Annotated in this window: 14 protein-coding genes; 13 read left to right on the forward strand and 1 reads right to left on the reverse strand. The window is 71.3% G+C overall.

The window, feature by feature from the left end; translation table 11 throughout:
* The first annotated feature begins 233 nt into the window (after window positions 1-233).
* From AB0P18_RS04295 to AB0P18_RS04305, 3 genes are all read left to right on the forward strand, one after another.
* A complete protein-coding gene (locus AB0P18_RS04295) occupies window positions 234-3,728 on the forward strand; it encodes a DNA-directed RNA polymerase subunit beta (protein WP_344051719.1) in 3,495 nt (1,164 codons plus the stop codon).
* Window positions 3,729-3,774: 46 nt separating this feature from the next.
* On the forward strand, window positions 3,775-7,665 hold the full coding sequence (locus tag AB0P18_RS04300; RefSeq protein ID WP_363359077.1) for a DNA-directed RNA polymerase subunit beta': 3,891 nt from the start codon (window positions 3,775-3,777) through the stop codon (window positions 7,663-7,665).
* A 112-nt stretch (window positions 7,666-7,777) separates the two neighbouring features.
* Window positions 7,778-8,395, forward strand: a complete 618-nt coding sequence (locus tag AB0P18_RS04305) for a hypothetical protein (protein WP_363359078.1) — start codon at window positions 7,778-7,780, stop codon at window positions 8,393-8,395.
* A 1-nt stretch (window position 8,396) separates the two neighbouring features.
* Here the strand turns inward: AB0P18_RS04305 and AB0P18_RS04310 are convergent, their stop codons facing one another.
* On the reverse strand, window positions 8,397-8,963 hold the full coding sequence (locus tag AB0P18_RS04310) for a hypothetical protein (protein WP_344051725.1): 567 nt from the start codon (window positions 8,961-8,963) through the stop codon (window positions 8,397-8,399).
* Window positions 8,964-9,098: 135 nt separating this feature from the next.
* Here AB0P18_RS04310 and AB0P18_RS04315 point away from each other — a divergent pair, with 135 nt between their 5' ends.
* The 10 genes from AB0P18_RS04315 to AB0P18_RS04360 all read left to right on the forward strand — a co-directional run bounded on the left by AB0P18_RS04315 (window position 9,099) and on the right by AB0P18_RS04360 (window position 25,124).
* Window positions 9,099-10,115: an ABC transporter gene (locus tag AB0P18_RS04315; RefSeq protein WP_363359079.1), complete on the forward strand. Its 1,017-nt coding sequence runs from the start codon at window positions 9,099-9,101 to the stop codon at window positions 10,113-10,115.
* Between the two features lies 1 nt (window position 10,116).
* Window positions 10,117-10,602 (forward strand): hypothetical protein, encoded by a 486-nt coding sequence (locus AB0P18_RS04320; RefSeq protein ID WP_363359080.1) that lies wholly within the window; start codon window positions 10,117-10,119, stop codon window positions 10,600-10,602.
* Window positions 10,603-10,674: 72 nt separating this feature from the next.
* Window positions 10,675-11,331, forward strand: coding sequence for a spermidine/putrescine ABC transporter substrate-binding protein (locus tag AB0P18_RS04325; RefSeq protein ID WP_363359081.1), 657 nt, complete (start codon window positions 10,675-10,677; stop codon window positions 11,329-11,331).
* A 133-nt stretch (window positions 11,332-11,464) separates the two neighbouring features.
* Window positions 11,465-12,598: a serine/threonine-protein kinase gene (locus AB0P18_RS04330; RefSeq protein WP_363359082.1), complete on the forward strand. Its 1,134-nt coding sequence runs from the start codon at window positions 11,465-11,467 to the stop codon at window positions 12,596-12,598.
* Window positions 12,599-18,550, forward strand: a complete 5,952-nt coding sequence (locus AB0P18_RS04335; protein WP_363359083.1) for an Ig-like domain-containing protein — start codon at window positions 12,599-12,601, stop codon at window positions 18,548-18,550.
* A 23-nt stretch (window positions 18,551-18,573) separates the two neighbouring features.
* A complete protein-coding gene (locus tag AB0P18_RS04340) occupies window positions 18,574-19,539 on the forward strand; it encodes a MoxR family ATPase (protein WP_344051737.1) in 966 nt (321 codons plus the stop codon).
* Complete coding sequence (locus AB0P18_RS04345; protein WP_363359084.1) at window positions 19,536-20,909, forward strand: DUF58 domain-containing protein; 1,374 nt, start codon at window positions 19,536-19,538, stop codon at window positions 20,907-20,909. The genes AB0P18_RS04340 and AB0P18_RS04345 overlap by 4 nt, the downstream gene beginning before the upstream one ends.
* Entirely contained in the window at window positions 20,906-23,398 is a 2,493-nt protein-coding gene (locus AB0P18_RS04350; RefSeq protein WP_363359085.1) for a transglutaminase domain-containing protein, read from the forward strand. Before AB0P18_RS04345 ends, AB0P18_RS04350 begins: the two co-directional genes overlap by 4 nt.
* Window positions 23,395-24,699, forward strand: coding sequence for a DUF5684 domain-containing protein (locus AB0P18_RS04355; RefSeq protein ID WP_363359086.1), 1,305 nt, complete (start codon window positions 23,395-23,397; stop codon window positions 24,697-24,699). Before AB0P18_RS04350 ends, AB0P18_RS04355 begins: the two co-directional genes overlap by 4 nt.
* Window positions 24,696-25,124 carry a hypothetical protein gene (locus tag AB0P18_RS04360; RefSeq protein WP_363359087.1) on the forward strand — a complete coding sequence of 143 codons (429 nt, stop codon included), beginning with the start codon at window positions 24,696-24,698 and terminating at the stop codon, window positions 25,122-25,124. Before AB0P18_RS04355 ends, AB0P18_RS04360 begins: the two co-directional genes overlap by 4 nt.
* Window positions 25,125-25,348 lie beyond the last annotated feature (224 nt).

Genomic DNA, 25,348 nt, shown 5'->3' on the forward strand with positions numbered 1-25,348 from the left:
CCGCACGATTCAGAACTTTTCAAGAACCCGGCTGGACACGGCGTGCCACGACGCGTATAGTTGTTCCTTGCGCTCTTGGATTCCCCCTGCCCTCATATGGTGGTCGGTGGTGCCTGCGTGCCCCCGCTTCTTCACGGATGCGGAGTGTGGCGCCCAGGTTTCGGGGACAGATGAGCACTCCACCCTGACGACAAGGAAACGAGCCCTCACCCGGGCCCACGGAGGTAATCCCCTTGGCTGCTGCGATCAACGCATCTTCCACCACCACCAAGAACGGCCGCGGGGCTTCCCGTCTCTCGTTCGCCAAGATCACCGACACGCTGACGGTCCCTGACCTTCTCGCGCTGCAGACGGAGTCCTTCGACTGGCTCGTCGGCAACGACGCGTGGAAGGCGCGCGTCGCCGAGGCGCAGGCCGCCGGCCGCACCGACGTGCCCGAGGTCTCAGGCCTCGAGGAGATCTTCGAGGAGATCTCGCCGATCGAGGATCTGAGCGAGACGATGCAGCTCTCGTTCACGAACCCGTACCTGGAGCCGGAGAAGTACTCGATCGACGAGTGCAAGGAGCGAGGCAAGACCTATGCCGCCCCGCTGTACGTCGAGGCCGAGTTCATGAACCACCAGACGGGTGAGATCAAGACCCAGACGGTCTTCATGGGCGACTTCCCGCTCCAGACCGACAAGGGAACCTTCATCATCAACGGCACCGAGCGTGTCGTGGTCTCCCAGCTCGTGCGTTCGCCCGGCGTCTACTTCGACAAGACGCCCGACAAGACCAGTGACAAGGACATCGTCTCGGCACGCGTCATCCCGAGCCGCGGCGCGTGGCTCGAGTTCGAGATCGACAAGCGCGACCAGGTGGGCGTGCGCATCGACCGCAAGCGCAAGCAGTCCGTCACCGTGTTCCTGAAGGCCCTCGGCCTTTCCAGCGAGGAGATCCTCGAGGAGTTCGCCGGCTTCGACTCGATCGAGGAGACGCTGTCCAAGGACACGATCCTCACGAAGGAAGACGCGCTCCGCGACATCTACCGCAAGCTCCGTCCGGGCGAGCAGGTCGCCGCCGAGGCCGCCCGCGCGCTGCTGGACAACTTCTACTTCAACGCCAAGCGCTACGACCTGGCGAAGGTGGGTCGCTACAAGATCAACCAGAAGCTGGGCCTGGACGCGCCGCTGACCGACTCGGTGCTGACGGTTCAGGACATCGTCGCGACGATCAAGTACCTCGTGCGCCTGCACCGCGGCGACACGACGTTCGACGGCATCCGCGGCGGCAAGCCCGCCGAGATCCGCCTGGACACCGACGACATCGACAACTTCGGCAACCGTCGCATCCGCGCGGTCGGCGAGCTGATCCAGAACCAGGTCCGCACGGGCCTTTCGCGCATGGAGCGCGTCGTCCGCGAGCGCATGACCACGCAGGACATCGAGGCGATCACGCCGCAGACCCTGATCAACGTGCGCCCCGTCGTCGCCGCGATCAAGGAGTTCTTCGGGACCTCGCAGCTCTCGCAGTTCATGGACCAGAACAACCCGCTCGCGGGACTCACCCACAAGCGCCGCCTCTCGGCGCTCGGCCCGGGTGGTCTCTCGCGTGAGCGCGCCGGTGTCGAGGTCCGTGACGTCCACCCGTCGCACTACGGCCGCATGTGCCCGATCGAGACCCCGGAGGGCCCGAACATCGGCCTGATCGGCTCGCTCGCGTCCTTCGCGCGCATCAACTCGTTCGGCTTCATCGAGACGCCGTACCGCAAGGTCGTGAACGGCAAGGTCACCGACCAGATCGACTACCTCACGGCTTCCGAGGAGAGCGACTACATCGTCGCTCAGGCCGGTGTCGAGCTGAAGGCCGACGGCCAGTTCGCCCAGGACCGCGTGCTCGCACGTCGCGGCCAGGGTGGCGAGGTCGACCTGTTCCACGCCGAGGAGATCGGCTACATGGACGTCTCGCCGCGCCAGATGGTGTCGGTCGCGACCTCGCTCATCCCGTTCCTCGAGCACGACGACGCGAACCGCGCCCTCATGGGTGCGAACATGCAGCGTCAGGCCGTGCCGCTGCTGCGCTCGGAGTCCCCGGTCGTCGGCACCGGTATGGAGGGCTTCGCCGCGATCGACGCGGGCGATGTCATCACCGCCGAGAAGGCCGGTGTCGTGCTGGAGGTCTCGGCCGACGTCGTGACCCTGCAGCTCGACGAGGGCGGCACGCAGCAGTACTTCCTCCGCAAGTTCGACCGCTCCAACCAGGGCACGAGCTACAACCAGCGCGTCGTGGTCTCGGCCGGCGAGCGCGTCGAGGCGGGAGAGGTCATCGCGGATGGCCCGGCGACGGAGAACGGCGAGCTCGCGCTCGGCAAGAACCTCCTCGTCGCGTTCATGACGTGGGAAGGCCACAACTTCGAGGACGCGATCATCCTCAGCCAGGACCTGGTGAAGGACGACACCCTCTCCTCGATCCACATCGAGGAGTACGAGGTCGACTCGCGCGACACGAAGCTCGGCAAGGAGGAGATCACGCGTGATCTCCCCAACGTGAGCCCCGATCTGCTCAAGGACCTCGACGAGCGCGGCATCATCCGCATCGGCGCCGAGGTGCGTCCCGGCGACATCCTCGTCGGCAAGGTCACGCCCAAGGGTGAGACCGAGCTGTCGGCCGAGGAGCGTCTGCTCCGCGCGATCTTCAACGAGAAGAGCCGCGAGGTCCGCGACACGTCGCTGAAGGTGCCCCACGGCGAGCAGGGCACGATCATCGCGGTCAAGGAGTTCAACGCCGAGGACGGTGACGACGAGCTCGGCTCGGGCGTGAACCGTCGCGTCGTGGTCTACATCGCCCAGAAGCGCAAGATCACCGAGGGCGACAAGCTCGCCGGCCGCCACGGCAACAAGGGGGTCATCGCGAAGATCCTGCCCGTCGAGGACATGCCGTTCCTCGCGGACGGCACGCCGGTCCAGGTCATCCTGAACCCGCTCGGCATCCCTGGTCGAATGAACTTCGGTCAGGTCCTCGAGCTGCACCTCGGCTGGATCGCCCAGCAGGGCTGGAAGGTCGAAGGCAACCCGGACTGGGCGAAGAGCCTGCCGGCGCAGGCTTTCGAGGCCGCCCCCGGCACGAAGGTCGCGACCCCGGTGTTCGACGGCGCGTTCGAGGAGGAGATCGCGGGTCTGCTGGACTCCACGCTCCCCACACGCGACGGCGAGCGCCTGATCGACCGCACCGGAAAGACCCAGCTGTTCGACGGCCGCTCCGGCGAGCCGTTCCCGGCGCCCATCTCGGTCGGCTACATGTACATCCTGAAGCTGCACCACCTCGTCGACGACAAGATCCACGCACGCTCCACGGGTCCGTACTCGATGATCACGCAGCAGCCGCTGGGTGGTAAGGCGCAGTTCGGTGGACAGCGCTTCGGTGAGATGGAGGTGTGGGCCCTCGAGGCCTACGGTGCGGCGTACGCCCTCCAGGAGCTCCTCACGATCAAGTCCGACGACATCCTCGGCCGCGTGAAGGTCTACGAGGCGATCGTCAAGGGCGAGAACATCCAGGAGCCCGGCATCCCCGAGTCGTTCAAGGTCCTCATGAAGGAGATGCAGTCGCTGTGCCTGAACGTCGAGGTCCTCTCGGCCGACGGCACCGCGGTCAACCTCCGCGACACGGATGACGACGCGTTCCGCGCAGCGGAAGAGCTCGGCATCAACATCTCCAGCCGCTTCGAGTCCTCGTCGATCGACGAGATCTAAGCCGCCGGGTCCGAAACAGAATTCCCCACAGGAGAACTGAGAACTAGTGCTCGAATCAACTACTTTCGATCAGCTTCGCATCGGCCTGGCCACCGCTGACGACATCCGTCGTTGGTCCTTCGGCGAGGTCAAGAAGCCCGAGACGATCAACTACCGCACGCTCAAGCCCGAGAAGGACGGTCTCTTCGGAGAGCAGATCTTCGGGCCGTCCCGTGACTGGGAGTGTGCGTGCGGCAAGTACAAGCGCGTCCGCTTCAAGGGCATCGTGTGCGAGCGCTGCGGCGTGGAGGTCACCAAGTCCTCCGTGCGTCGCGAGCGCATGGGCCACATCGAGCTCGCCGCGCCCGTCACCCACATCTGGTACTTCAAGGGCGTCCCGTCGCGCCTGGGGTACCTCCTGGACATGGCGCCGAAGGACCTCGAGAAGGTCATCTACTTCGCCGCCTACATGGTGATCTCCGTCGACGACGAGGCGCGTCACCGTGACCTCGCGACGCAGGAGAACAACATCCGTCTCGAGCTGAAGACGCTCGGCGACCGTCGCGACTCGCGCATCGCCACGCGTCTGGCGAAGCTGGAGGAGGAGCTCGCGGCGCTCGAGGAAGAGGGCGCCAAGGCCGACCAGAAGAAGAAGGTCAAGGACGCCGCCGAGAAGGACATGGCGGGTATCCGCAAGTCCTTCGACGATCAGATCATCCGCCTGGAGAAGGTGTGGGAGGACTTCCGCACGCTCGAGGTGGGCGCCCTGAAGGGCGAGGACGAGATCTTCCACGAGCTCCAGGACCGCTTCGGCCAGTACTTCCAGGCGTACATGGGCGCGGAGTCGATCAAGCGTCGCCTCGAGGCGTTCGACCTCGCCGCCGAGTCGGAGTCGCTGCGCCTGCAGATCTCCGAGGGCAAGGGCCAGCGCAAGATCCGTGCGATCAAGCGCCTGAAGGTCGTCAACTCGTTCCTGCAGACGGGCATGAGCCCGGCATCCATGGTCCTGGACGTCGTCCCGGTGATCCCGCCGGAGCTGCGCCCGATGGTGCAGCTGGACGGTGGCCGCTTCGCGACCAGCGACCTGAACGACCTGTACCGCCGCGTGATCAACCGCAACAACCGCCTTCGTCGCCTGATCGACCTCGGTGCTCCCGAGATCATCGTCAACAACGAGAAGCGGATGCTGCAGGAGGCCGTCGACGCGCTGTTCGACAACGGCCGCCGCGGTCGCCCCGTCACGGGTACCGGCAACCGGGCCCTGAAGTCCCTGAGCGACATGCTCAAGGGAAAGCAGGGACGCTTCCGCCAGAACCTGCTCGGAAAGCGCGTGGACTACTCGGGCCGTTCGGTCATCGTCGTCGGTCCGCAGCTCAAGCTGCACCAGTGCGGCCTGCCCAAGCAGATGGCGCTCGAGCTGTTCAAGCCGTTCGTGATCAAGCGTCTGATCGACCTCGGTCACTCGCAGAACATCAAGGCCGCCAAGCGCGCCGTCGAGCGCACGCGTCCCGAGGTGTGGGACGTGCTCGAGGAGATCATCCGCGAGCGCCCCGTGCTGCTGAACCGCGCGCCCACCCTGCACCGCCTCGGCATCCAGGCGTTCGAGCCGCAGCTCGTGGAGGGCAAGGCCATCCAGCTGCACCCGCTCGTGTGCGCGGCGTTCAACGCCGACTTCGACGGTGACCAGATGGCCGTGCACCTGCCGCTGTCGGTCGAGGCCCAGGCCGAGGCCCGCATCCTGATGCTCGCCTCGAACAACATCCTGAAGCCGTCGGACGGTCGCCCGGTGACCCTGCCCTCGCAGGACATGATCATCGGTCTGCACCACCTGACCACCGTGATCGAGGGCGCTGCCGGCGAGGGTCGCGCGTTCGGCTCGGTCGGCGAGGCGATCCTGGCGAAGGATGAGGGCACCCTCGACCTGCAGGCCAAGGTCCGCATCCGCATCCCGGGACTCACGTTCCTCGAGTCCGAGGGCGACACGCAGTCCTCGATCGAGGCGTACGAGCGCACCGGCCTCGTGGAGACCTCGCTCGGACAGGCGATCTTCAACGACACGCTGCCCAAGGGCTACCCGTTCGTGCGGACGCAGGCCGACAAGGGCAAGCTGTCCGAGATCGTGAACAAGCTGGCCGAGGAGTACCCCAAGGTCGAGGTCGCGGCGACGCTGGACCGCATCAAGGACGCCGGCTTCTACTGGGCCACGCGTTCGGGTGTCACCGTCGCGCTGAGCGACATCCTGACCCCGCCGGACAAGCCGGAGATCGTGGCCCGCCACGAGAAGGCCGCCGCCAAGGTGCAGTCCCAGTACGAGAAGGGCCTCACGACCGACGCCGAGCGTCGTCAGGAGCTCATCAAGATCTGGACCGAGGCGACCGACGAGGTGCAGGCCGCGATGCGGGCCAACTTCCCGCAGGAGAACACGATCAACCGCATGGTGTCCTCGGGCGCCCGTGGTAACTGGCTGCAGATCCGCAACATCGCGGGTATGCGCGGCCTCGTGAACAACCCCAAGGGTGAGATCATCCCGCGTCCGATCATCTCGTCGTACCGCGAGGGTCTGTCGGTGGCGGAGTACTTCATCGCCACGCACGGTGCCCGCAAGGGTCTGGCCGACACGGCTCTGCGTACCGCCGACTCGGGTTACCTCACGCGTCGACTCGTGGACGTCTCGCAGGATGTCATCATCCGCGAGGACGACTGCGGCACGACGAAGGGTCTCGAGCTGCCGATCGCGGCCGCCGGCTCCGACGGCGCGCTGGTCAAGGACGCGAACGTCGAGAACTCGGTGTTCTCGCGCACCCTGGCCTCGGACGCGGTCGACGCGAAGGGCAACGTCCTGGCGTCTGCCGGCGACGACGTGGGCGACGTGCTGATCAACACGCTGATCGAGGCGGGGGTGGAGAGCATCAAGGTGCGCTCGGTCCTCACGTGCGATTCGGCCGTGGGTGTCTGCGCGCAGTGCTACGGTCGCTCGCTCGCCACCGGAAAGCTCGTCGACATCGGTGAGGCCGTGGGCATCATCGCGGCGCAGTCGATCGGTGAGCCCGGTACGCAGCTCACGATGCGCACCTTCCACACGGGTGGTTCGGCCTCGGCTGATGACATCACCCAGGGTCTGCCGCGCGTGCAGGAGCTCTTCGAGGCACGTACCCCCAAGGGTGCGTCGCCGATCGCCGAGTCCGACGGTCGCATCACGATCGAGGAGAACGATCGCGCGAAGAAGGTCATCCTGACGCCCGACAACGGCGACGAGCCGATCGTCTACCCGGTGCTGCGCCGCGCGACGCTCCTGGTCGAGGACGGCCAGCACGTCACGGTCGGTCAGCCGATCCTGGTGGGCACGCTCGACCCCAAGGAGGTCATGCGTGTCATGGGCGCCCGCGAGGTGCAGCGCTACCTCGTGAACGGCGTCCAGGGCGTGTACCGCTCGCAGGGTGTGCCGATCCACGACAAGCACATCGAGGTCATCGTGCGCCAGATGCTGCGGAAGGTCACCGTGGTCGACCACGGTGAGACGACGCTGCTGCCCGGTGAGCTGGTGGACTTCAAGAAGTACCAGAGCATGAACCGCGAGGCCGTGGCCGAGGGCAAGCGCCCCGCGTCCGGTCGCCCGGAGCTCATGGGTATCACGAAGGCGTCGCTTGCGACCGAGTCGTGGCTGTCGGCGGCGTCGTTCCAGGAGACGACGCGCGTGCTGACGCAGGCCGCGATGGAGGGCAAGAGCGACCCGCTCGTGGGCCTGAAGGAGAACGTCATCATCGGAAAGCTCATCCCCGCCGGAACCGGACTTGCGAAGTATCGCAACGTCACGGTCGAGGCGACGGAGGAGGCCAAGAGCGAGCGGTACCCCAACCGCATCTTCGCTTCCGACGGTGCGTACAGCGACGCCGACCTGAGCTACGTCGACTTCGACAGCTTCTCGACGGACGACTTCACTCCCGGCACCTACAACTAGGCGCAGATCAGAAACGCCCCGGTCCTGACGGACCTAGGCGCAGATCAGAAACGCCCCGGTCCTGACGGACCGGGGCGTTTCCGCGTCTTACCGTGGGAGAGGGGAGGTGGGTGTGGCGCGGATCGGTGGACGCAGTGCGTGGATCGCGTGGCCGGCGGCTCTGCTGTGCGTGGGCGTGGTCGGCGCACTCGGGTGGCTCGCGCTGCCGATGGTGCCGGTGTCGGTCGCGTGGGCCGGCGACATGCTGCGCGCCGCCACGACGCCGCAGCCGCCCAAGCCCGCCGCCGAGACCCTCGCGACGCGGATCGCAGCCGCCGAGCCCGTGGACTGCCGGGCGCTGTACCCGGACCGGCTCTGGGCGGAGCTCACCTGGACGCCCGATGTGCTGCTCTCGCAGAGTCTCGCGCCGCCGGCCGGTGAGGACACGAGCCTGATCGACGCGCTCGCCCCCGCCGTGAACCTGTCCTGCCACTGGCGCGTGCCGGACGGACGGTGGATCTCCTCCACGCTCGCCTCGGTCGCCCCGGACGCGGCGCCGATCGCCGAGGCGGCGCTCCGCGGACAGGGGTACTCATGCGCGACGGATGCCGGTGCCCTGGTGTGCACGCGGACAACCGGCGGCCTCCTCGAGGAGCACACCCTGCGGGACGGCCTCTGGCTCGCGTCGGCCGAGAGCGACTGGCAACCCGAGGGGTACGCCGGACTCCTCGCCCGTCAGGTGTGGGGCTGAATCAGCCGAAGACGCTGCCGACGATCGCGGCGGTGTAGCCGCTGGGCGCGAGGTTCGTGAAGCTCGAGTCGATCAGCACGTCGTCGCGCCAGAAGAGCGTGCGGCCCTCCGGGATCAGATCCGGCTCGCTGAACCAGGTCTTCTCGCACCGCGTCCCGCCGTCGGGCGTGTAGCACGCGTAGCCTTCCGCGAGCAGCCCGTTGAGCATGTCCAGCGCGGGTCCGCGCGACATCATCGAGATCGTCGTGCGCAGGACCGAAGCGGAAGAGGCGCCCCATACGCACACGAGGCTCCCGTCGCCCTGAACTCCGGACGCGCCGAGAGCCGGATCGTTCAGCGGAACGGCGGCCAGCTGGTCGAGCACGGCGGGTGTGAGCATCGCCCGGCAGTCCGTCGGCACGCGCGCCGCTTCGGCCGTCGGAGTCGGCGCCGGCGTCCGCGTCGCGGCCGCGGTCGGCGAGGCGGTGGGCGATGGCCCCGCGGCGTCGGGCTCGGGCACGCACGCCGTGAGGGCGAGGGCCAGAAGCAGGGCGGTTGCCGCCGCGGTCGCGGAGCGCCGGAGTGCCATGCGCCCACGAAACCACGCGCGGAGCGCTTCGCACCGCGCCACGCCCGCGAATCCCCGGCACGCCTCCCGGGAGCGGCGGCGGCTGCGGGTTACTCTCGCAGGGCAGGGACGTGCCCTGCGTGAGGAGTGCATCCGATGAGTGACTCGAAGTCGTCCTACGGCGACCCGGTCGAAGAGCCGCGTCCGGTCGATGATGTCGTCAGCAGCGCCAACGACACGATCGCAGACGCCGAGGCCGCGCGTCGCGATGCCGTCGTGACGGATGAGCCCTCGCCGTACGCGGCGCCCGCGGATGCCGCATCCGATGCCCCCTCCGACGTCGACGCGGCTCGTACCCCGCGCGCCGTCCACGAGCCCCTCGTCGACGAGGACCCGTCCTTCGACAGTGCGATGTACGAAGCGCACGCCGACGACGCCACGACCGCCTCCGCGACCACCCCGGCCGCGACGAGCGCCTCGACCGTGACGGCGAGCGAGCCGGTCGCCGAGACCGCCTACGTGCCTCCCGCCGCGGATTCCGCCTACGCCGCCCCGGCCGCCGGCGCGGCGGCAGCGGGCGCTGCGGCCACGACCGCGTACGCGCCCCAGCCGATCTTCGTCCAGGCGCCCGAGTCGCCGCGCCCCCGCGGCAACCGCGGCGCGGCCGGCGCGATCGGCCTGCTGGCCGCGCTCTCGTTCGGCGTGCTCTACCTCGCGGTGTGGCTCGGCATCGGCCTGTTGAACGGCGAGGTCACGGTCGACACGATCGGCTCCGCGGCCCTCGCCGCCCTCGGCACGTTCACGCTCTGGGTGCCGGTCGTCGTCTTCTTCTTCGCCTTCTGGCTGCTCGGGGCCATCATCAACCGCGGCCGCTGGGGCGCGTGGGTGATCTTCGGTCTGCTCGTCGGTGTCGCCGCGTACGCGGGCCACATCCTCGGCGCGCTGTTCCAGGCGCCGTTCTGGATGCTCACCGCACGCGAGGGCGCCGCCGTCGTCGAGGAGCAGCTGCTTGCACCGCTCGCGATCGCCGCGTTCATCATCGGCCGTGAGCTGACGATCTGGTTCGGATCGTGGGTCGCCAAGCGCGGCGCGAAGGTCACCGAGCTCAACATCGAGGCGCAGCGCGAGTACGAGCGCACGCTCGAGGCCGGGCCCCAGCTCACCCGCGTGTGAGATGACCGGTCCCGCGGGCGCGTCCGGCGGGCCGGTGCGCCCGGCGGTGGCGTGGGGGCTGGCGACGGTCACCTTCGTCGCCCTGCTCATCTTCGGGCTGGGGATGACGAGCCTCGCGCTCGACGCCGACATCGTCGACGAGCCGGGGCTCGGGCAGCTGCCCGGGGTCTTCGCCACGACGGCGGCGACCGCCGCGTTCGGGCTGTCGCTGTGGCTCACGCTGCGCGCCGCCCAGCCGAGCTACCTCGGAGCGCTGTGGGCGGCGATCGCCTGCGTCGTGGCCTATGTGATCGCGATCTGGCTCGGCGTTCTGGTCGCGAGTTCCGAGCTCGCCACTGCGACCGAAGTCGCGGGGCGCATCGCGACGAGCTGGTTCGGCCTGGTCGTCGCCCTCACCGGCGCCGTGGCGGCGGCTGGCGGCATCGCGCTGGCCCGCACCCGCTCGCAGCGTCCGCGGTGGCCGTGGGAGGACGAATTCGACGAGTGAGCCGGACTCTTCACGGCGTGCTGTGCGCGGAAAGCCGCCGATCGTGCGGCGTGTCGGACTAGCGTGTATCCCGTGGAGCGGTCGCTCGAAACCCAGGTCAGTCAGGCCGTCGATGCCTGGCTGCGGTGGCTTCCGCGCTGGGAGCCGGCGACGCACCGCGGACGGGTGGCGCCGTGCCGCCGGTGCTTCGGCTCGCCCGTGCTCTCCGCGGCGGGTCTCGGCTCCGACGTCCCGCACGGCGTGCAGCACGGCCTGTCCACGCGCATCAAGACGATCGTCGATCACGCGGTGGCCGAGTACACCGCGCTGAACCTCCCGATGCTGCAGACCGAGCTCGACCACCAGGCGGCCCGCAACCGGTCGCGCACCTACCGCCCCGCCGAGGGCCTCGAGCCGGAGTTCGAGGGGCTGCCGCTGGACCCCGAGCCGCAGCCGGGCGCGCCCTTCCTGTTCACGATCTCGGGGCTCGCCGAACAGGCGGATGCCGGCATCCCGGCCCTGCCCCCGCTGAGCGACGAGGCCAAGGCGGCGCTCCGGCAGGAGGTGGGACTCGCCGACGACTACGCGAACATGATCGGCCGCGAAGTGTGCACGATCCTGCTGCACCATCGCCTGCGCATCCAGGCGGCGATCGCGCAGTACGTCGAGCCGCAGATCGAGGCGATGCTGGAGGAGCTGACCCGCTCGCTGGACGCGCCGTTCGACCCGAACGAGCCGCCCCTCCTGTGATCTCCGCCTCCATACTCGTCCGTCGGGACGCGAGGTCGGTTTTGTTAGCATGAGCGGGTTTGCAGTTGGACTGAGAACCGCGCGTGGACGCGCGGCCCGCCGGATCTGAGCGGGAGACCCCGGGGAGGCTTCGGTGGCCACACGCCTGCCTTCCGCGCCCCCGATCCTGCCGGGGCTCGCCTACATCCGCCCGCTCGGCTCCGGAGGCTTCGCCGACGTCTTCCTCTACGAACAGGACATGCCGCGTCGCGACGTCGCGGTGAAGGTCCTGCCGAGCGACGTGCGCGACCCCGATCTGCGCCGCATGTTCAACGCGGAGGCCGATGTCCTGGCCCACCTGTCCGCGCACCCCTCGATCGTCACGGTGTACCAGGCGGGGATCTCCGCCGACGGGCGGCCGTACATCGTGATGGAGTTCTGCCCCGGCTCCCTCGCGCAGCGCTACCGGCTCGAGCGCATCCCCGTTCCCGAAGTCCTCGCGATCGGCGTGAAGATGGCGAGCGCCATCGAGGCCGCGCACCGGGCGGGCCTCGTGCACCGCGACGTGAAGCCCAGCAACATCCTCGTGACGACTTTCGGCGCGCCGGTGCTCGCCGACTTCGGCATCTCCTCGTCGCTCGCCCGTGCGACCGCCGACGAGGTCCTGGCGATGTCGATCCCGTGGAGCGCGCCGGAGGTCATCGCGGAGGACACCGCGGGAACCGTGGCGAGCGAGGTGTGGAGCCTCGGCGCGACGGTGTACTCGCTCCTGGCAGGACACAGCCCGTTCGAGCGCCGCGACCGCGCACAGAACACGAAGGAGCAGCTGCGTCGGCGGATCGCGAAGGCCTCGTACACCGAGATCGCCCGCGCCGATGTGCCGGCATCCCTGCAGCGCGTCCTCGCCCGCGCGATGAGTCGCGATCCGCGGCAGCGTCACGCGTCGGCGCTGCAGTTCGCCGAGGCGCTGCGCGACGTGCAGGCCGAGCTCGGCATCTCACCGTCCGCACTCGAGGTCGCCTCGTCCGAGTGGGCCGCTCCGGCGTCGCCGGTCGATTTCGGCGACACCGAGCTGCGCGGACCCGCCCGCAGTCGCATCGAGCGCACCGAGCGGCGCAAGCACGCATCGGGCGCCGGTGTCGCCGGGCTCGCGCGCGACGAGGACACGGATCTGACGGGAGCGGCCGGGTCCCGACCGGTCCTGCCGTGGGTGTTCGGTGCCGCGATCGGCGCGGTGGTCGTCGCGGGCGGCATCCTCACCGCGCTCTTCGCGACGGGGGTGCTCTGAGTGCGTCGGCGCACGATCGCGGGGCTCGCGGCGGCGACCGCGGCGATCGCCCTCGTGGTGGGTGTCAGTGCGGTGTGGCCGGGGCTCGACGCGCAGGAGGCCGACCGCACCGATACCGCGGTGTGGGCACTGCAGACGGCGGACGGCCGTCGCTACGCCCGGGTGAACACCGCGATCGGCGAACTCGACACCGTCCGCGAGATCAGCAACCCGAGCCAGGTCGTGCAGGCGCCGGGGGCCGCGTACGTCTTCTCCGACAGCTACTCGCGCATCACCCGCATCGACGCGGCCCTGCCGATCGACCTCGACGAGCAGACCCTGCGCTCTTCACCCGCCACGCCCGCCGGCACGACGGATGTCGTCGCCGCGGAGGACTTCGTCGCTTATCGCACCGACGCGGGGGCGGTGTTCGCAGGTCGCCTCTCGACGGGGGAGTCCACGCGACTGGATCCCTTCCCCCGTGAGGACGAGGCTGCGCCGCAGTACACCGCGGACGCGATCGCCCTCGACGAGCGCGGGATGCTGTTCGCCTACTCCGCCGCGGACGGCTCGGTCCTGCGCTACGACGTGCCCGCCGCCGCGGTGCGGAGTCGCGATGAGGTCGCGGCCGAGGACTTCACGGCGCCGGCGCTGTCCGCCGCGGGCGACGCATGGGTGCTCGTGGACACCACGGACGGAGATCTGCTCGTGCGGGGGGCGGATGCCGTCACCTCGGCGCCGACGACGGGCGCGATCGTGCTCAGCCAGCCCGATCCGGACGGCACCGCCGTCCACCTCGCCGACGAGACCGCGCTCGTGCGCGTGCCCGTGGACGGGGCCGAGGTCACCGTCGAGGCCGGGGGCGGCGCCGGGGTCCTGGGGACCCCCGCGCGCCCCGTCGTGCACGACGGCGAGGTGTTCGCCGCGTGGCTGCCGCCGAGCACCGAGGGCCGCGGCGGATCCGGAATCCTGTGGAGCTCGCGCACGGGGCAGGTGCCGCTGGACTACGCCGCGGGATCGCTCGGCGACCAGCGCCGTCCGGTGTTCGTCGCGAGCGACGACGCGATCATCCTGAACGAGACGCGGTCGGGCTGGGTGTGGACCGTGCCGGACGGCGCCCTCGTGCCTTCGAGCCAGAACTGGTCGCTCGATGACCGCACCGATCCGGATGCCGCCCCGAGCCAGGAGCAGCTGAGCGTCGTGCTCGACCCCGAGCCGCCCGTGGCCGTGCCCGACGCGTTCGGCGTGCGCGCGGCGAGCCTGGTGACCCTGCCCGTGCTCATGAACGACCACGATCCGAACGAGGACGTGCTGAGCATCGATCCCGCCTCGGTCACGGGCCTGGATCCCGGATTCGGGACGCTGTCCCTCACGGACGACGCGCAGCGGCTCACGGTCGCGGTCGCGCCCGGAGCGTCGGGCAGCGCGACCTTCTCGTACGCGGTGACGGACGGCACGAGCGAAGGCGGCCTGCTGTCGCCCCCGACGACCGTCACGCTGACCGTGTCGGCGACGGATGCCGCTCCCCAGTGGTGCGGCGTCGAGGGCTGCCTCGTGCCGTGGCCGACGCCGGAGGTCGCCCGCGGCGGGACGATCGCCGTCCCGGTGCTGCCCGGCTGGGTCGACCCGGACGGCGATCCGCTTCTCCTGCTGTCGGTGTCCAACCAGTCGGGTGTCGGCACGGTCGCCGCGACTCCGACCGGCGACGTCGTCTACCAGCACAGCGACGCCGGCGCCGGCTCGGGGGAGGAGCTCATCGAGCTGGAGGTGACGGTCGCGGACACCACGGGTCAGGTCTCGACCAAGGCGCTGCTCGTGCGGGTGTCGCCGCAACCCGCGCTCGCGGTGCAGTCCTTCGCCGTGATCGACACGATCGACGCGGGGCTCACGGTCGACGTCACCCCGCACGTCACCGGCACGGCCGGGGCGGTCTCGCTCGAGTCGGTGCGTGTGCTCGACGACGCGGCCGCGAGTGCGACCGTGATCGGAGGGTCGGCATCCTTCGATTTCACCGCCCGCACCCCGGGGACGTTCCGCGTCGATTTCACCGTGACGGACGGAACGACGCCCGCGACGGGAACGGCGCGCATCACGATCCTCCCGTCCGACGCGCCGCCCGAGTTGGCGACCTCGCCGGTCGTCGCGTTCGTGCACCCGCAGGAGGACGCCACGCTCGACGTGTTCGCCGCGGTCGCCAACCCGACGCGGCGCGTGCTGCTGCTGAGCGACGTCGAGGGCCACGCGGATGCCGGGGCATCGCTCTCCGTCGACGCCGTGGGGCAGAACCACCTCCGGGTGTCCGGAACGACCGCCTCCGGCGCCGCCGGACGGCTCGGCACCGTGAGCTACACCGTCAGCGACGGCACGGACGATCAGGGCGCGAGCGTGCGCGGCGAGGCGACCGTGTACCTGCTGCCGCCGGCCCCCGAGCTCGCCCCGATCGCGGTGGATGACACCGTGGTGGTCCGGGCGGGGTCGCAGGTGGACATCCCGGTGCTGGAGAACGACATAGCCCCTGCGGGCGGTCAGCCGATCCTGAACCCCGCGGCGGTGACCTCCTCCGCCCCCGATGCGCTCGCGTTCGCGGGCGGTGACGTGGTGCGCTACCTCGCGCCCACCGAGCCGGGCTCCTACACGGTCGAGTACTCGGTGTTCACGACGGGGGCGCCCGCCCTCGCGGACACCGCGACGATCCGCGTGCAGGTTCTGCCCGCGGAGTCGAACCGCGCGCCGGTGCCCGAGCGGCTGGAGGGCCGCGTCCTCAGCGGCCAGTCCACCGTGGTCGCGTTCGACGGATTCGGGATGGATCCCGACGGCGATGTGGTGAGCCTGGATCGCATCGTCGCTCAGCCCGAGATCGGGGCGGCGACGATCTCGGCCGACGGCGCGTCGATCGTGTACACGAGTGTCGCGGGCCATCGCGGACAGGTGAGCTTCCGGTACCGGGTCGTGGACGCCGCGGGGGCCGCGGGGGAGGGCGTGGTGCGCATCGGCGTGCTGGACGCGCAGTCCAACCCGAGCCCGGTCACGTACACCGACTACGTGCAGGTGCAGGCCGGCGCGTCCCGTTCCATCCGGGTGAGTCCGCTCGCGAACGACGTGGATCCGACGCGCGGCACCCTGAGCGTCACGGGCGTCCGCCCGGACGTGCCGGTCTCGCTCGCCGACGGCTCCGAGAACCCCGAGTACGCGCGCCTCGCCGGCCTCGTGACCTCCACGGGCGAGCGGACCGTCCTCATCCAGGCGGGCACCGAGCCCGGGACGATGTCGTTCCTGTACGACGTGGAATCCAGTTCGGGCAACACCGGCCGGGGCCTGATCGTGGTCCGCGTCGTCCGGGAGGCGGTGCCGGACTACCCCCTGATCGAGGACACCGTGCTCACGGCCGAGACGCGCGAGGACTTCCAGGCCGGTGTGGACGTGCTGAGCGGGCGTGCGACGTGGTCCGGGGGAGATGTCGACGACCTCGAGGTGAGCCTGTGGGGGGAGCCGTCGGGAGTGAGCGTGCGCGGACGCGAACTGCGCGGCCCGCTGCCCGAGAGCACCCGGCTCATCCCGTTCGCCGTGACCGGCGAGGGCCCCGACGGCCCGGTCACGACGTACGCGTTCCTGCGGGTGCCCGGCTCGGACGACCTCTCGCTCGCGCTCCGCGCGAGCGCCGCGCCGCCGCAGGTCACCGAACTGGAATCCGTCGCGTTCGACATGGCCGCGATCGTCGCGGCACCCCGGGGCAGCACGCTCGAGGTCGGGCCCGACGTCCGCGCGTCCGGCGCCCGCCCGCAGGCGACGTGCGCGGTCGAGTCGGGGACGACCGTCCGCTACGACTCCGGGTCCGGCGCGCCGTGGACGGATGCATGCCAGGTGCCGGTGCGGATCTCGGGGCAGGACGAATGGACGTACCTGTCCGTGCCGATCATCATCAACGCCCTCGACCCTCAGCCGGTGCTGCGGGCGGGGTCGATGACGGTCGGTCCAGGCGAGACGGCGACGTTCGACCTGCGCAACATGACCACCTGGCAGCTGCGGGAGGACTGGAGCGGCATCCGCTACGGGGTGGACTACGCCGGTTCCGCGTTCGAGGTCGCGCTGGAGGGATCCCTCGTGACCGTGACCGGCGCGGATCGCGCCGTGCCCGGAGCGGAGGACGCCGCGGTGATCTCGGTGACCAGTCACGCCGCCGTCGCGCCGGTGCGCCTCATCCTCCGGGTCGAGGCCGCGCCGTCGACGCTGCCGCGCGGCGGCGCGGTGACGCAGCAGTGCTCGCAAGCGGCGGGGTCCTCGTGCACGATCATGGTGATCGGCGCCTCCGGCGAAGTCAATCCGCTGCCGCGCACGCCGCTCACCGTGATCGACGCCCGCACGAGCGGCGCGTGCGTCGGCGTGAGCGTCCAGGTCGCCTCGCCGACGTCCGTCGTCGCGTCGTGGTCCGAGGACGCGCCGGGCGCCACGTGCTCCGCGACCTTCTCGGTGCAGGACGCGCAGGGACGGCGCACGAACGCCGAACGCGACGGACGCATCCTGCTCGACCTGCAGGGCTTCCCGAAGACGCCCGCGAGCGTGTCGCAGGCGGCGTTCGGCGACGGGTCGGTCACGCTCCGCGTCGACCCGGGCCAGGCGCGGCAGGCCTACCCGGGGCTCAGCGGATTCGTGATCCGCTCGAACGGCCAGGAGGTCGCGCAGTGTGCGCCCGACGGCACATGTCCGCCGATCGCCGCGCCCAACGGCGAGCGCCGCACGTACGAGGCGCTCGCCCGCAATGCGGTCGGCCTCTCCCGCGGCAGCGTGCAGACGGTCGCATGGGCCTACCAGGCGCCCGGTGCGCCGAGCGGGGTCCAGGTCGCCCCCGTCCTCACGTCGGGCGCGGGCGGCGTGGTGTCGCTGCGGATCGCGGGGATCGATCCCGAGCGCACCGGAACGCTGCAGATCACGAGCCCCGCGGGGGAGACCCAGAACGTGTCGGTGCGGCGTGGTCAGACCGAACTCGAGGTGCGGGAGTACCGCGTCGGAGCGAACACCGCCGGTCCCATCACGATCACGCCGTTCTCGCGCTTCGACCTGCCCCCCGGTCTCGGGGGAAGCCCCTCCGGCGCTGCGGTCACGGTGACCGGCAACGGCATCGGCGCGCCGCTGTCCCCGACGCTCACCCTCACGTCGAGCTCCAACGGCGACGGCACCTCGACGGTGACCGCCCGCGGGGTCGCGAGCCTGAACGGCGACGGCTCGGAGCTGCGCTACGGGATCGTCCGCGAGGGCCAGCGGTGCACGCCGACGGCGGGCGGCGACACCGCGACGTTCGCCGGACTCGCCGACGGCGACGAATACGCCTTCACGCTGTGCGCCGACTCGTTCTTCGACGGCCGCTCGTACGGCACGGCATCCGTCACGCAGACCGTGCGGGCGCAGCAGACCGGTCGGGCGCCGCAGGGCTACACGTTCGTCGTCGACGCGTCGCCGAACGTCGGCGGGGGCCGCGCCGATTGGATCGTCCGTGCGCAGCCCGAATCGACCGAGCGGGTTCCCAACCGCAACCGCGTCGAGATATCGGGGATGCCGAGCACGGTGTTCGGGCGCGACCCGGGCATCCAGGTGCGCTACGTCCACGAGATCTGGGGCACCGCGACCGCATGGGCGACAGCCACGCCGCGCGCGGGCAGTGCGCCGTACCAGGTGCAGGCGAGCTGGAGCGTGCAGCGCTGCGTCGGCGGCTCCGATCTCGTGCCGGCGGGCGACTCCTCGACGGCGCCCTCCGGAGCCAAGGCCGCGATCACGTTCGGCAACGCCGGGCTCCGCTTCTACGACGCCGCCGGCGCGGTCCTGCCCCGGACGCCGGATACGTGGGCGGTGCCGGTCGGCGCGGTCCGCGTGGACGGCGTCTCCGTATCGGTCGACTGGAGCGCCCAAGGCTGGGGCCTGAACGGTGCGAGCACCGAGTTCTCGGCATCCTGCGACCCCGGCACGCCCCCGACCCCCTGACCCCCCCCGAGAGCGGAGACCGCATGAGCATCACGCAGGAGCAGGCGACCTGGTTCGCGCAGACGTTCGGCCAGATCGCCGACAACGTCGAGCGCGCCGTGCTCGGCAAGAGGCACGTCGTCGAACTCGTGCTCACCGCGATGCTCAGCGACGGGCACGTGCTCCTGGAGGACGTGCCGGGAACCGGCAAGACCTCGCTCGCCCGGGCGATCGCGCAGTCGGTGCAGGGGACGAACACCCGCATCCAGTTCACCCCCGACCTGCTGCCGGGCGACATCACCGGCATCACGGTGTACGACCAGAAGACCGGGGCGTTCGAGTTCCACGCGGGGCCCGTGTTCGCCAACATCGTGCTCGCCGACGAGATCAACCGCGCGAGCCCGAAGACGCAGGCCGCCCTCCTGGAGGTCATGGAGGAGGGCAGGGTCACGATCGACGGCATCACCCGGCCGGTCGGCTCCCCGTTCCTCGTGCTCGCGACGCAGAACCCGGTCGAGCAGGCAGGGACCTACCGCCTTCCCGAGGCGCAACTGGACCGCTTCATGATGCGCACGTCGCTCGGCTACCCCGATCACGCGGCCACCGTGCGGATCCTCGACGGTGCGGCCGTCGCGACGGCGGAGCTCACGCCGGTGCTGAATCCGCAGACCATGGCGGGCATGGCCGACCTCGCGGCGACCGTGTACGTCGACGCGCTCGTGCTCGACTACATCGCCCGACTCGTGGACGGCACGCGCTCGGCCGACGACGTGCGCCTGGGGGTCAGCATCCGCGGCGCCCTCGCCCTCACGAAGGCGACCCGCACGCGCGCCGCGTCGCAAGGGCGCACGTACGCGACCCCCGACGACGTGAAGGCGCTCGCCGTCGCCGTGCTCTCGCACCGGCTCATCCTGCACCCCGAGGCGGAGTTCGACGGCGTGACCGCCGAGGCCGTCGTCGGGCAGGTCCTGCTGGATGTCGCCCCGCCGACCCGCCGCGAGACCGTATGAGCCCGACGGATCCGCGACTGACCCGCACCGCCGCCGTCTCCGCGGCGGCGACGGGCGTGCCCGGCACGACGACCCAGCGCACGAGCACGCCGCGCGCGCGGGGACTCGTGCGGGCCGTCATGGGAGCGACGCGGATCCGGCGCGCCGCGGCGGCGGGCCTGAGGGCAGCCGCGGCCTGGAGCGCACGCACGGTGCGCCCGGCCGGGGCCCTCGTCGTGATCGTGGCGACCGCGGGACTGGGTCTCGGTCTGGTGTTCGGCTGGGTGGAATGGATGGTCGCCGGTGCGATCGCCGTCGGGCTCGTCCTCATGAGCGTGCCGTTCCTGTTCGGGGCGCGGGCGTACGACGTCGCCCTCACGCTCGCGCACGAGCGCGTCGTCGCCGGCGACGGCATCTCGGGCGAGATCGTCGTGCGCAACGACGGGCGGCGCACGACGCTGCCGGGGAGCCTGGACATCCCGGTCGGGGCGGGGCTGGTCGAGTTCGGCGTCCCGCTGCTGCGGCCCGGGAGTCGTATCGCGCAGCCGCTGGAGATCCCCGCGCTGCGGCGCGGGATCGTCACGGTCGGCCCTGCGACGACGGTGCGCAGCGACCCGATCGGGCTCCTGCGCCGCGAGCACGCGTTCGAGGACGTGCACGAGCTGTACGTCCACCCCCGGACGGTCGTCCTCCCCTCCACGAGCGCCGGCCTGATCCGCGATCTCGAGGGCAGCCCGACGCGCCGCCTCGTGGATGCCGACATGTCCTTCCACGCGATCCGTGAGTACGCGCCGGGCGACTCGCAGCGGCAGGTGCACTGGAAATCCACCGCGAAGACGGGCCGGCTCATGGTGCGCCAGTACGAGGAGACGCGACGATCGCGGATGGCGGTCGTGCTGTCGGCGGCGCGCGAGGAGTACGCCGACGCGGACGAGTTCGAGCTCGCGGTCGGGGCTGCCGCCTCGCTCGGCCTGCGTGCGGTGCACGACGCGCGGGACGTCGCGGTCGTGACCGGTGCCGAGATCCCCCGGGCCGTGCGCGGCCGGCTGCGCGCGATCCACCACATCCCCGCGCGGTCCCGCCGCACCCTGCTCGACGGCTTCAGCGCGGTCGAGCTCCTGGAGGACACGATGCCCGTCGGCGAGGTCTGCCGCCTGGCCGCGGAGGAGAACGAACGCCTTTCGGTCGCGTTCGTCGTCGCCGGCTCCCCCGTGCCGCTTCCGCGACTGCGTCAGGCGGCGCTCGCGTTCAGCGGAGACACTGCGGTCGTCGCGGTCGTGTGCGATGAGCGTGCCCACCCCCGCATGCGGGCGCTGCCGGGACTCACGGTACTCACGATCGGCACTCTCGATGATCTGTCCGGCCTCCTCGCGCGGGGAGCGGCCTCGTGAGCGCCGAACGGCCCGAACGCGGCAGGGTCCTCGTCCCGCGCATCGTCGCGGGCACGCTCTTCGTCGCGGTGGGCGTCGTGATCGCCGCCGTCGCCGCGTGGCCGATCTACCGCGATCCGGCTTTCGTGCTCCTGGTCGGCGCGTCCTCGCTCACGGCGGCCGGCATCGCCGCGCTCGCCGCCGCGCGCGGCTGGGGCGGGTGGTCGGTGGCCGCGCTCCTGCTCGGCGCGTTCGTCGTGCTCGGCATCCCGCTCGCCGTGCCCACCCGTCTCGGCAGCGTGCCCGATGCGGCCCGCGGACTCGCCGATCTGGGCCTCGGTGCTCTGTTCGCCTGGAAGGACCTCCTCACGGTCGACTTGCCCGTCGGCACGTACCGCAATCTCCTGGTGCCGGCGCTGATCGTCTTCCTGGTCGGCACGTGCGTCGCCCTTCTCCTGTCCTGGCGCGCCGGTCGATCGGCGTACGCCGCGGTGGCCGTCGTGGGCGCGATGATCTCGTTCGGGCTGTTCTTCGGCCGCCCGACCGTGAGCGCGCCGCTCGTGCTCGGGCCGCTGCGCCTTCCCGCGCCGGTCGAGACGGCCCTCGGGGTCGCAGGTCTCGTGGCCGCGCTCGGGTGGCTTGCGTGGCGCAGCCGTGATGAACGCGTGCGAGCGCTGCGCCGCGCCGCCGATTCCAGCGGCGTGCGCCTCTCGCGTCGGCCGTCGCTCGCGGACCGCCGCCGCTTCGCGCTCGGAGCGGGCATGCTCGTGGTCGCGGTGACGGCATCGGCGCTCGTCGTGCCGTTCGCGGCGCAGGGTGCCTCCCGAGAGGTGCTGCGTGCGGGGGCGGGTCCCGAACTCGCGATCGCCGCGGCGGTGAGTCCGCTCGCCGAGTACCGCGGGCTGTTCCGCGACGATCGCGCGGGGGACGTGCTGTTCACCGTGACCTCCGACGGCGTCCTGCCCGAGCGCGTGCGCCTGGCAACGCTGGACAGCTACGACGGGGAGCTCTACCGCACCGCAGGCGCGGGTGCGTCTTCGCCGTTCGTGCGCGTGCCCGCCACGCGCGACGCCGGCGAGGGCACCCCGTCCCAGACGCGGATCGAGATCGGAGAGCTCGGCGGGATCTGGATGCCGAGCATCGGCCGGCTCGTGTCGGCCGAGTTCGAGGGTCCCCGGGCGGCGCAGCTCGCGGACCGCTTCTACTACCGTGCGGATGCCGGCGCCGCGGTGCAGACCGTGCCGGGCGGCTGGGTCGCCGGCGACGCCTACGCGCTGACCGGTGTCACTCCGCCGGCGGCGGATCTCGCTCTCGCGGAGGCGCCCGGCGGGCCCGTCGCCGAAGTCACCGCCCCGGAGAGCCTGCGCACCTGGGTGCAGGAGCACGCGTCGGGCTCGGGCGGGGCCGCGCTCGAGGGGCTGGTGCGTCTGCTGCGCGAGCGCGGCTACCTGAGTCACGCGCTCGAGATCGACGAGGGCCGGCCGCCCGCGTGGATGCAGGCGCTCCCCGACTACCGCTTCCAGCCGAGCACGGCGGGCCACTCCCTCGCCCGTGTCGACGCGATGTTCGCGCGGCTGCTCGAGCGCGAAGCCGACCCCCGGGCGCGCGCGAACGACAACTACGTCGCCGCGGTGGGCGACGACGAGCAGTTCGCGACCGCCACGGCCCTGATCGCGAACGAGCTCGGATTCCCGGCGCGCGTGGTGGTCGGTGCGCGACTGCAGAGCGCGGATCCGCAGCTGTCGACGTGCGAGGCGGGGGTGTGCCGCGCGGAGGACGTCGCCGTCTGGACGGAGGTGCTCACCGCCCGGGGCGAGTGGGTGCCGATCGATGCGACCCCGCAGTACGCGCAATCGCCGAGCCTCGAGGTCACCGAGCAGCGCAACCCCGAGAACGTCACGGAGGTGCGGCCCGACCCCGTCGAGGACGTGCTGCCGCCGGATCCCATGCAGGAGGACACCGGATCCGATGAGGCCGCCGACGAGTCGGCGGGGCTGGACCTCGCATGGCTGTGGCCGGTGCTGCGCGTGGGCGGGATCGTGCTGCTCGCTCTGCTCCTCGTGCTGGGTCCGTTCGCGGTGATCCTCGCGGCGGAGGCGAGCCGCCGTCGCGGCCGCCGCACGCAGGGTTCGCCCGCTGTGCGGATCGCCGGCGGGTGGGATGAGTTCGTCGACGCCGTCGTGGACACCGGGCACGACGTGCCCGGCGATCTCACGCGCAGCGAGCTCGTGAGCGCGGTGTCGGGGGCGGCGGGGCTCGCGCTGGCGACGGATGCCGACCGGGCGGTCTTCTCCGACGAGACGCTCACCGATGACGACGCGGCGGCGTACTGGCGCCTCGTGGACGCCCGGCGGCGGGAGCTGCGCCGCGGGCGTGGTTTCTGGCGCGGGACCTGGGCGACCGTATCGTTGAGATCATTCGTCCGCCACCTGGCGCCCTCGGGCTCCCGGTCGCGCAGGTCCGAAAGGGGGAAGCGCCGGTCCGTCAGGCCGCTGCGCGTCACGTCATGAGCACCGCCGACGACTCCACGGGCATCGCCTTCGGGCTGATCACCGCCCTCCTGTCCCTCGCGCTGTACATCTGGACCGCGCTGGCGCTGTCCGCGGTGTTCCGCAAGTCCGGCGAGGAGGCCTGGAAGGCGTGGGTGCCGTTCCTGAACCTCGCGGTGCTGCTGCGCCTGGGCGGGATGTCACCGTGGTTCCTCCTGCTCCTGATCGTCCCCGTCGTCGGTCAGCTCGCCGTGTGGGTGGTCCTCGTGATCGCGTGCTTCCGGGTGAACGTCGCGTTCGGGCACGGTGCGGGGCTCACGGTCGTCGCGGCGCTGCTCTTCCCGGTGTGGGCCTCGATCCTGGGGTTCGGTCCCGCCCGGTGGCTCGGCTCCGACCGCCCTCCCGCGCACGGCCCGCGCCGGAGCGGCGTCGCCGACGCCGCGGCGGACGGCCCCGCGTACCGCCACGACGTGGCGCCCGCCTACACGCCGCTGCTGGATGCCGCGCCCAGGTCGTCGGGCTTCGAGGACCTCGGGCTCGGTGACGATGGCGATCGCAGCGTCCCGTCTGCGCCCGCGGTCGCCGCCCCGCCCCCGTCCTGGGCGGCGTGGGCGCCCGAAGTGACGGGGGAGGTCACCGGCGCCGAGGCCGACGCCCCCGCTCCGATCTCGGCGGTGCCGGTGCGGCCGGCATCCGCAGAGCCGCCGCTCACCCCGCCGATGACGCTCCCCTCGGCAGGCGACGCGCCGGCCACGACGCGACCGCCTGTCGCGCGGGTCCCCGTGGGGCCGGAACAGGACGACGAGCCGTGGGCCCCCGCCCGCTCGCCGCTGCCCGATCCCGACGCCGTTTCCGAGACGTCGGCCGAGGTCTCGGCGATCGCAGCCGGTCCGGAGTCGCCGCGGTCCGCGCGCGCGGCCGTCTCCGCCCAGCACGCGCGCCCGGCACTGCCCGACGATCCGATCGACGAGACGATCATCACGCGACGACGGCGCACGGCGTGGGAGCTGCTCCCTCCGGGCGGTGCTCCGATCCCGCTGACCTCCGAGACCGTGATCCTCGGGCGCAAGCCCATGCCCGACCGTTCGCGTCCGAAGGCGCAGCTCGTGTCGATTCCCGACGGCACCGTCTCCAAGACCCACGCCCTCCTGGTCCTCCGCGACGACCACTGGTACGTGACCGACCTCGGCTCGACGAACGGCGTGCTCTTCGCGACCGTGATGGGCACCGAGGTCGAAGCGCCCGCGGGTGAGGAGATGGAGGCGGGTGAGCGCTTCTACCTCGGGGATGCCGAGATCCGGCTCCGGCGGACCGACGGATGACCGAGCCCGACCCCCTCGAGGAGGACACGGTCCTCGCCGAGCGCACGAGAAGAGCTGCGCGCCGGGACCCCCCGCCGGAGGACACCGTCGACGGTTCGACGATGGTCGCCCGGCGCGAATCACGCCGGCGCGGTGAGCGTCGGGCTTCGCCCCCCGAGCCCGTGGCACGCGTCCAGCCCGCGCCCGCCGAGCGCGCTGTGACCGCTCCCGCCGACACGTATCGCGCCCGCGCCGCCGCGCCCGTGATCTCGGCCCGCACGCCTCCGCCCGGCAGGGTCCCGCAGGCCCCTGTCGACGGGCATGGGATGGCGTCGGTGCGCCGGCGCGCGGGGCGCAGAACCGCGCTGATCGTGGTCGTCTCGGCATCCGCTCTCGCCGTGATCGCCGCCGCGTCGCTCCTGCTGATCACCCTCACTCCGTGGTAGTCGCCCGCGTTTGACCGCCCCCTCCCGCAGCGCGTATCATTGGAGGGTGTGCGCTCGCGCGCGCTTCGTGCTGTGCCTCGGCCCGGCGGGAGGACGACGGACGCCGCATCTTCGGGAATCGCCTGCGAACAGGCGGCCCCCACGGCATATCCACCACACCAATCGCCCGGGATCCGGCGCGCCGGTGGATCTGTGGTGAAAACACCATCGCTGTCACCGTGCAG

Origin of the sequence: Microbacterium sp. NPDC064584, from assembly GCF_040687315.1 — a bacterium.
Classification (GTDB): domain Bacteria; phylum Actinomycetota; class Actinomycetes; order Actinomycetales; family Microbacteriaceae; genus Microbacterium; species Microbacterium lacus.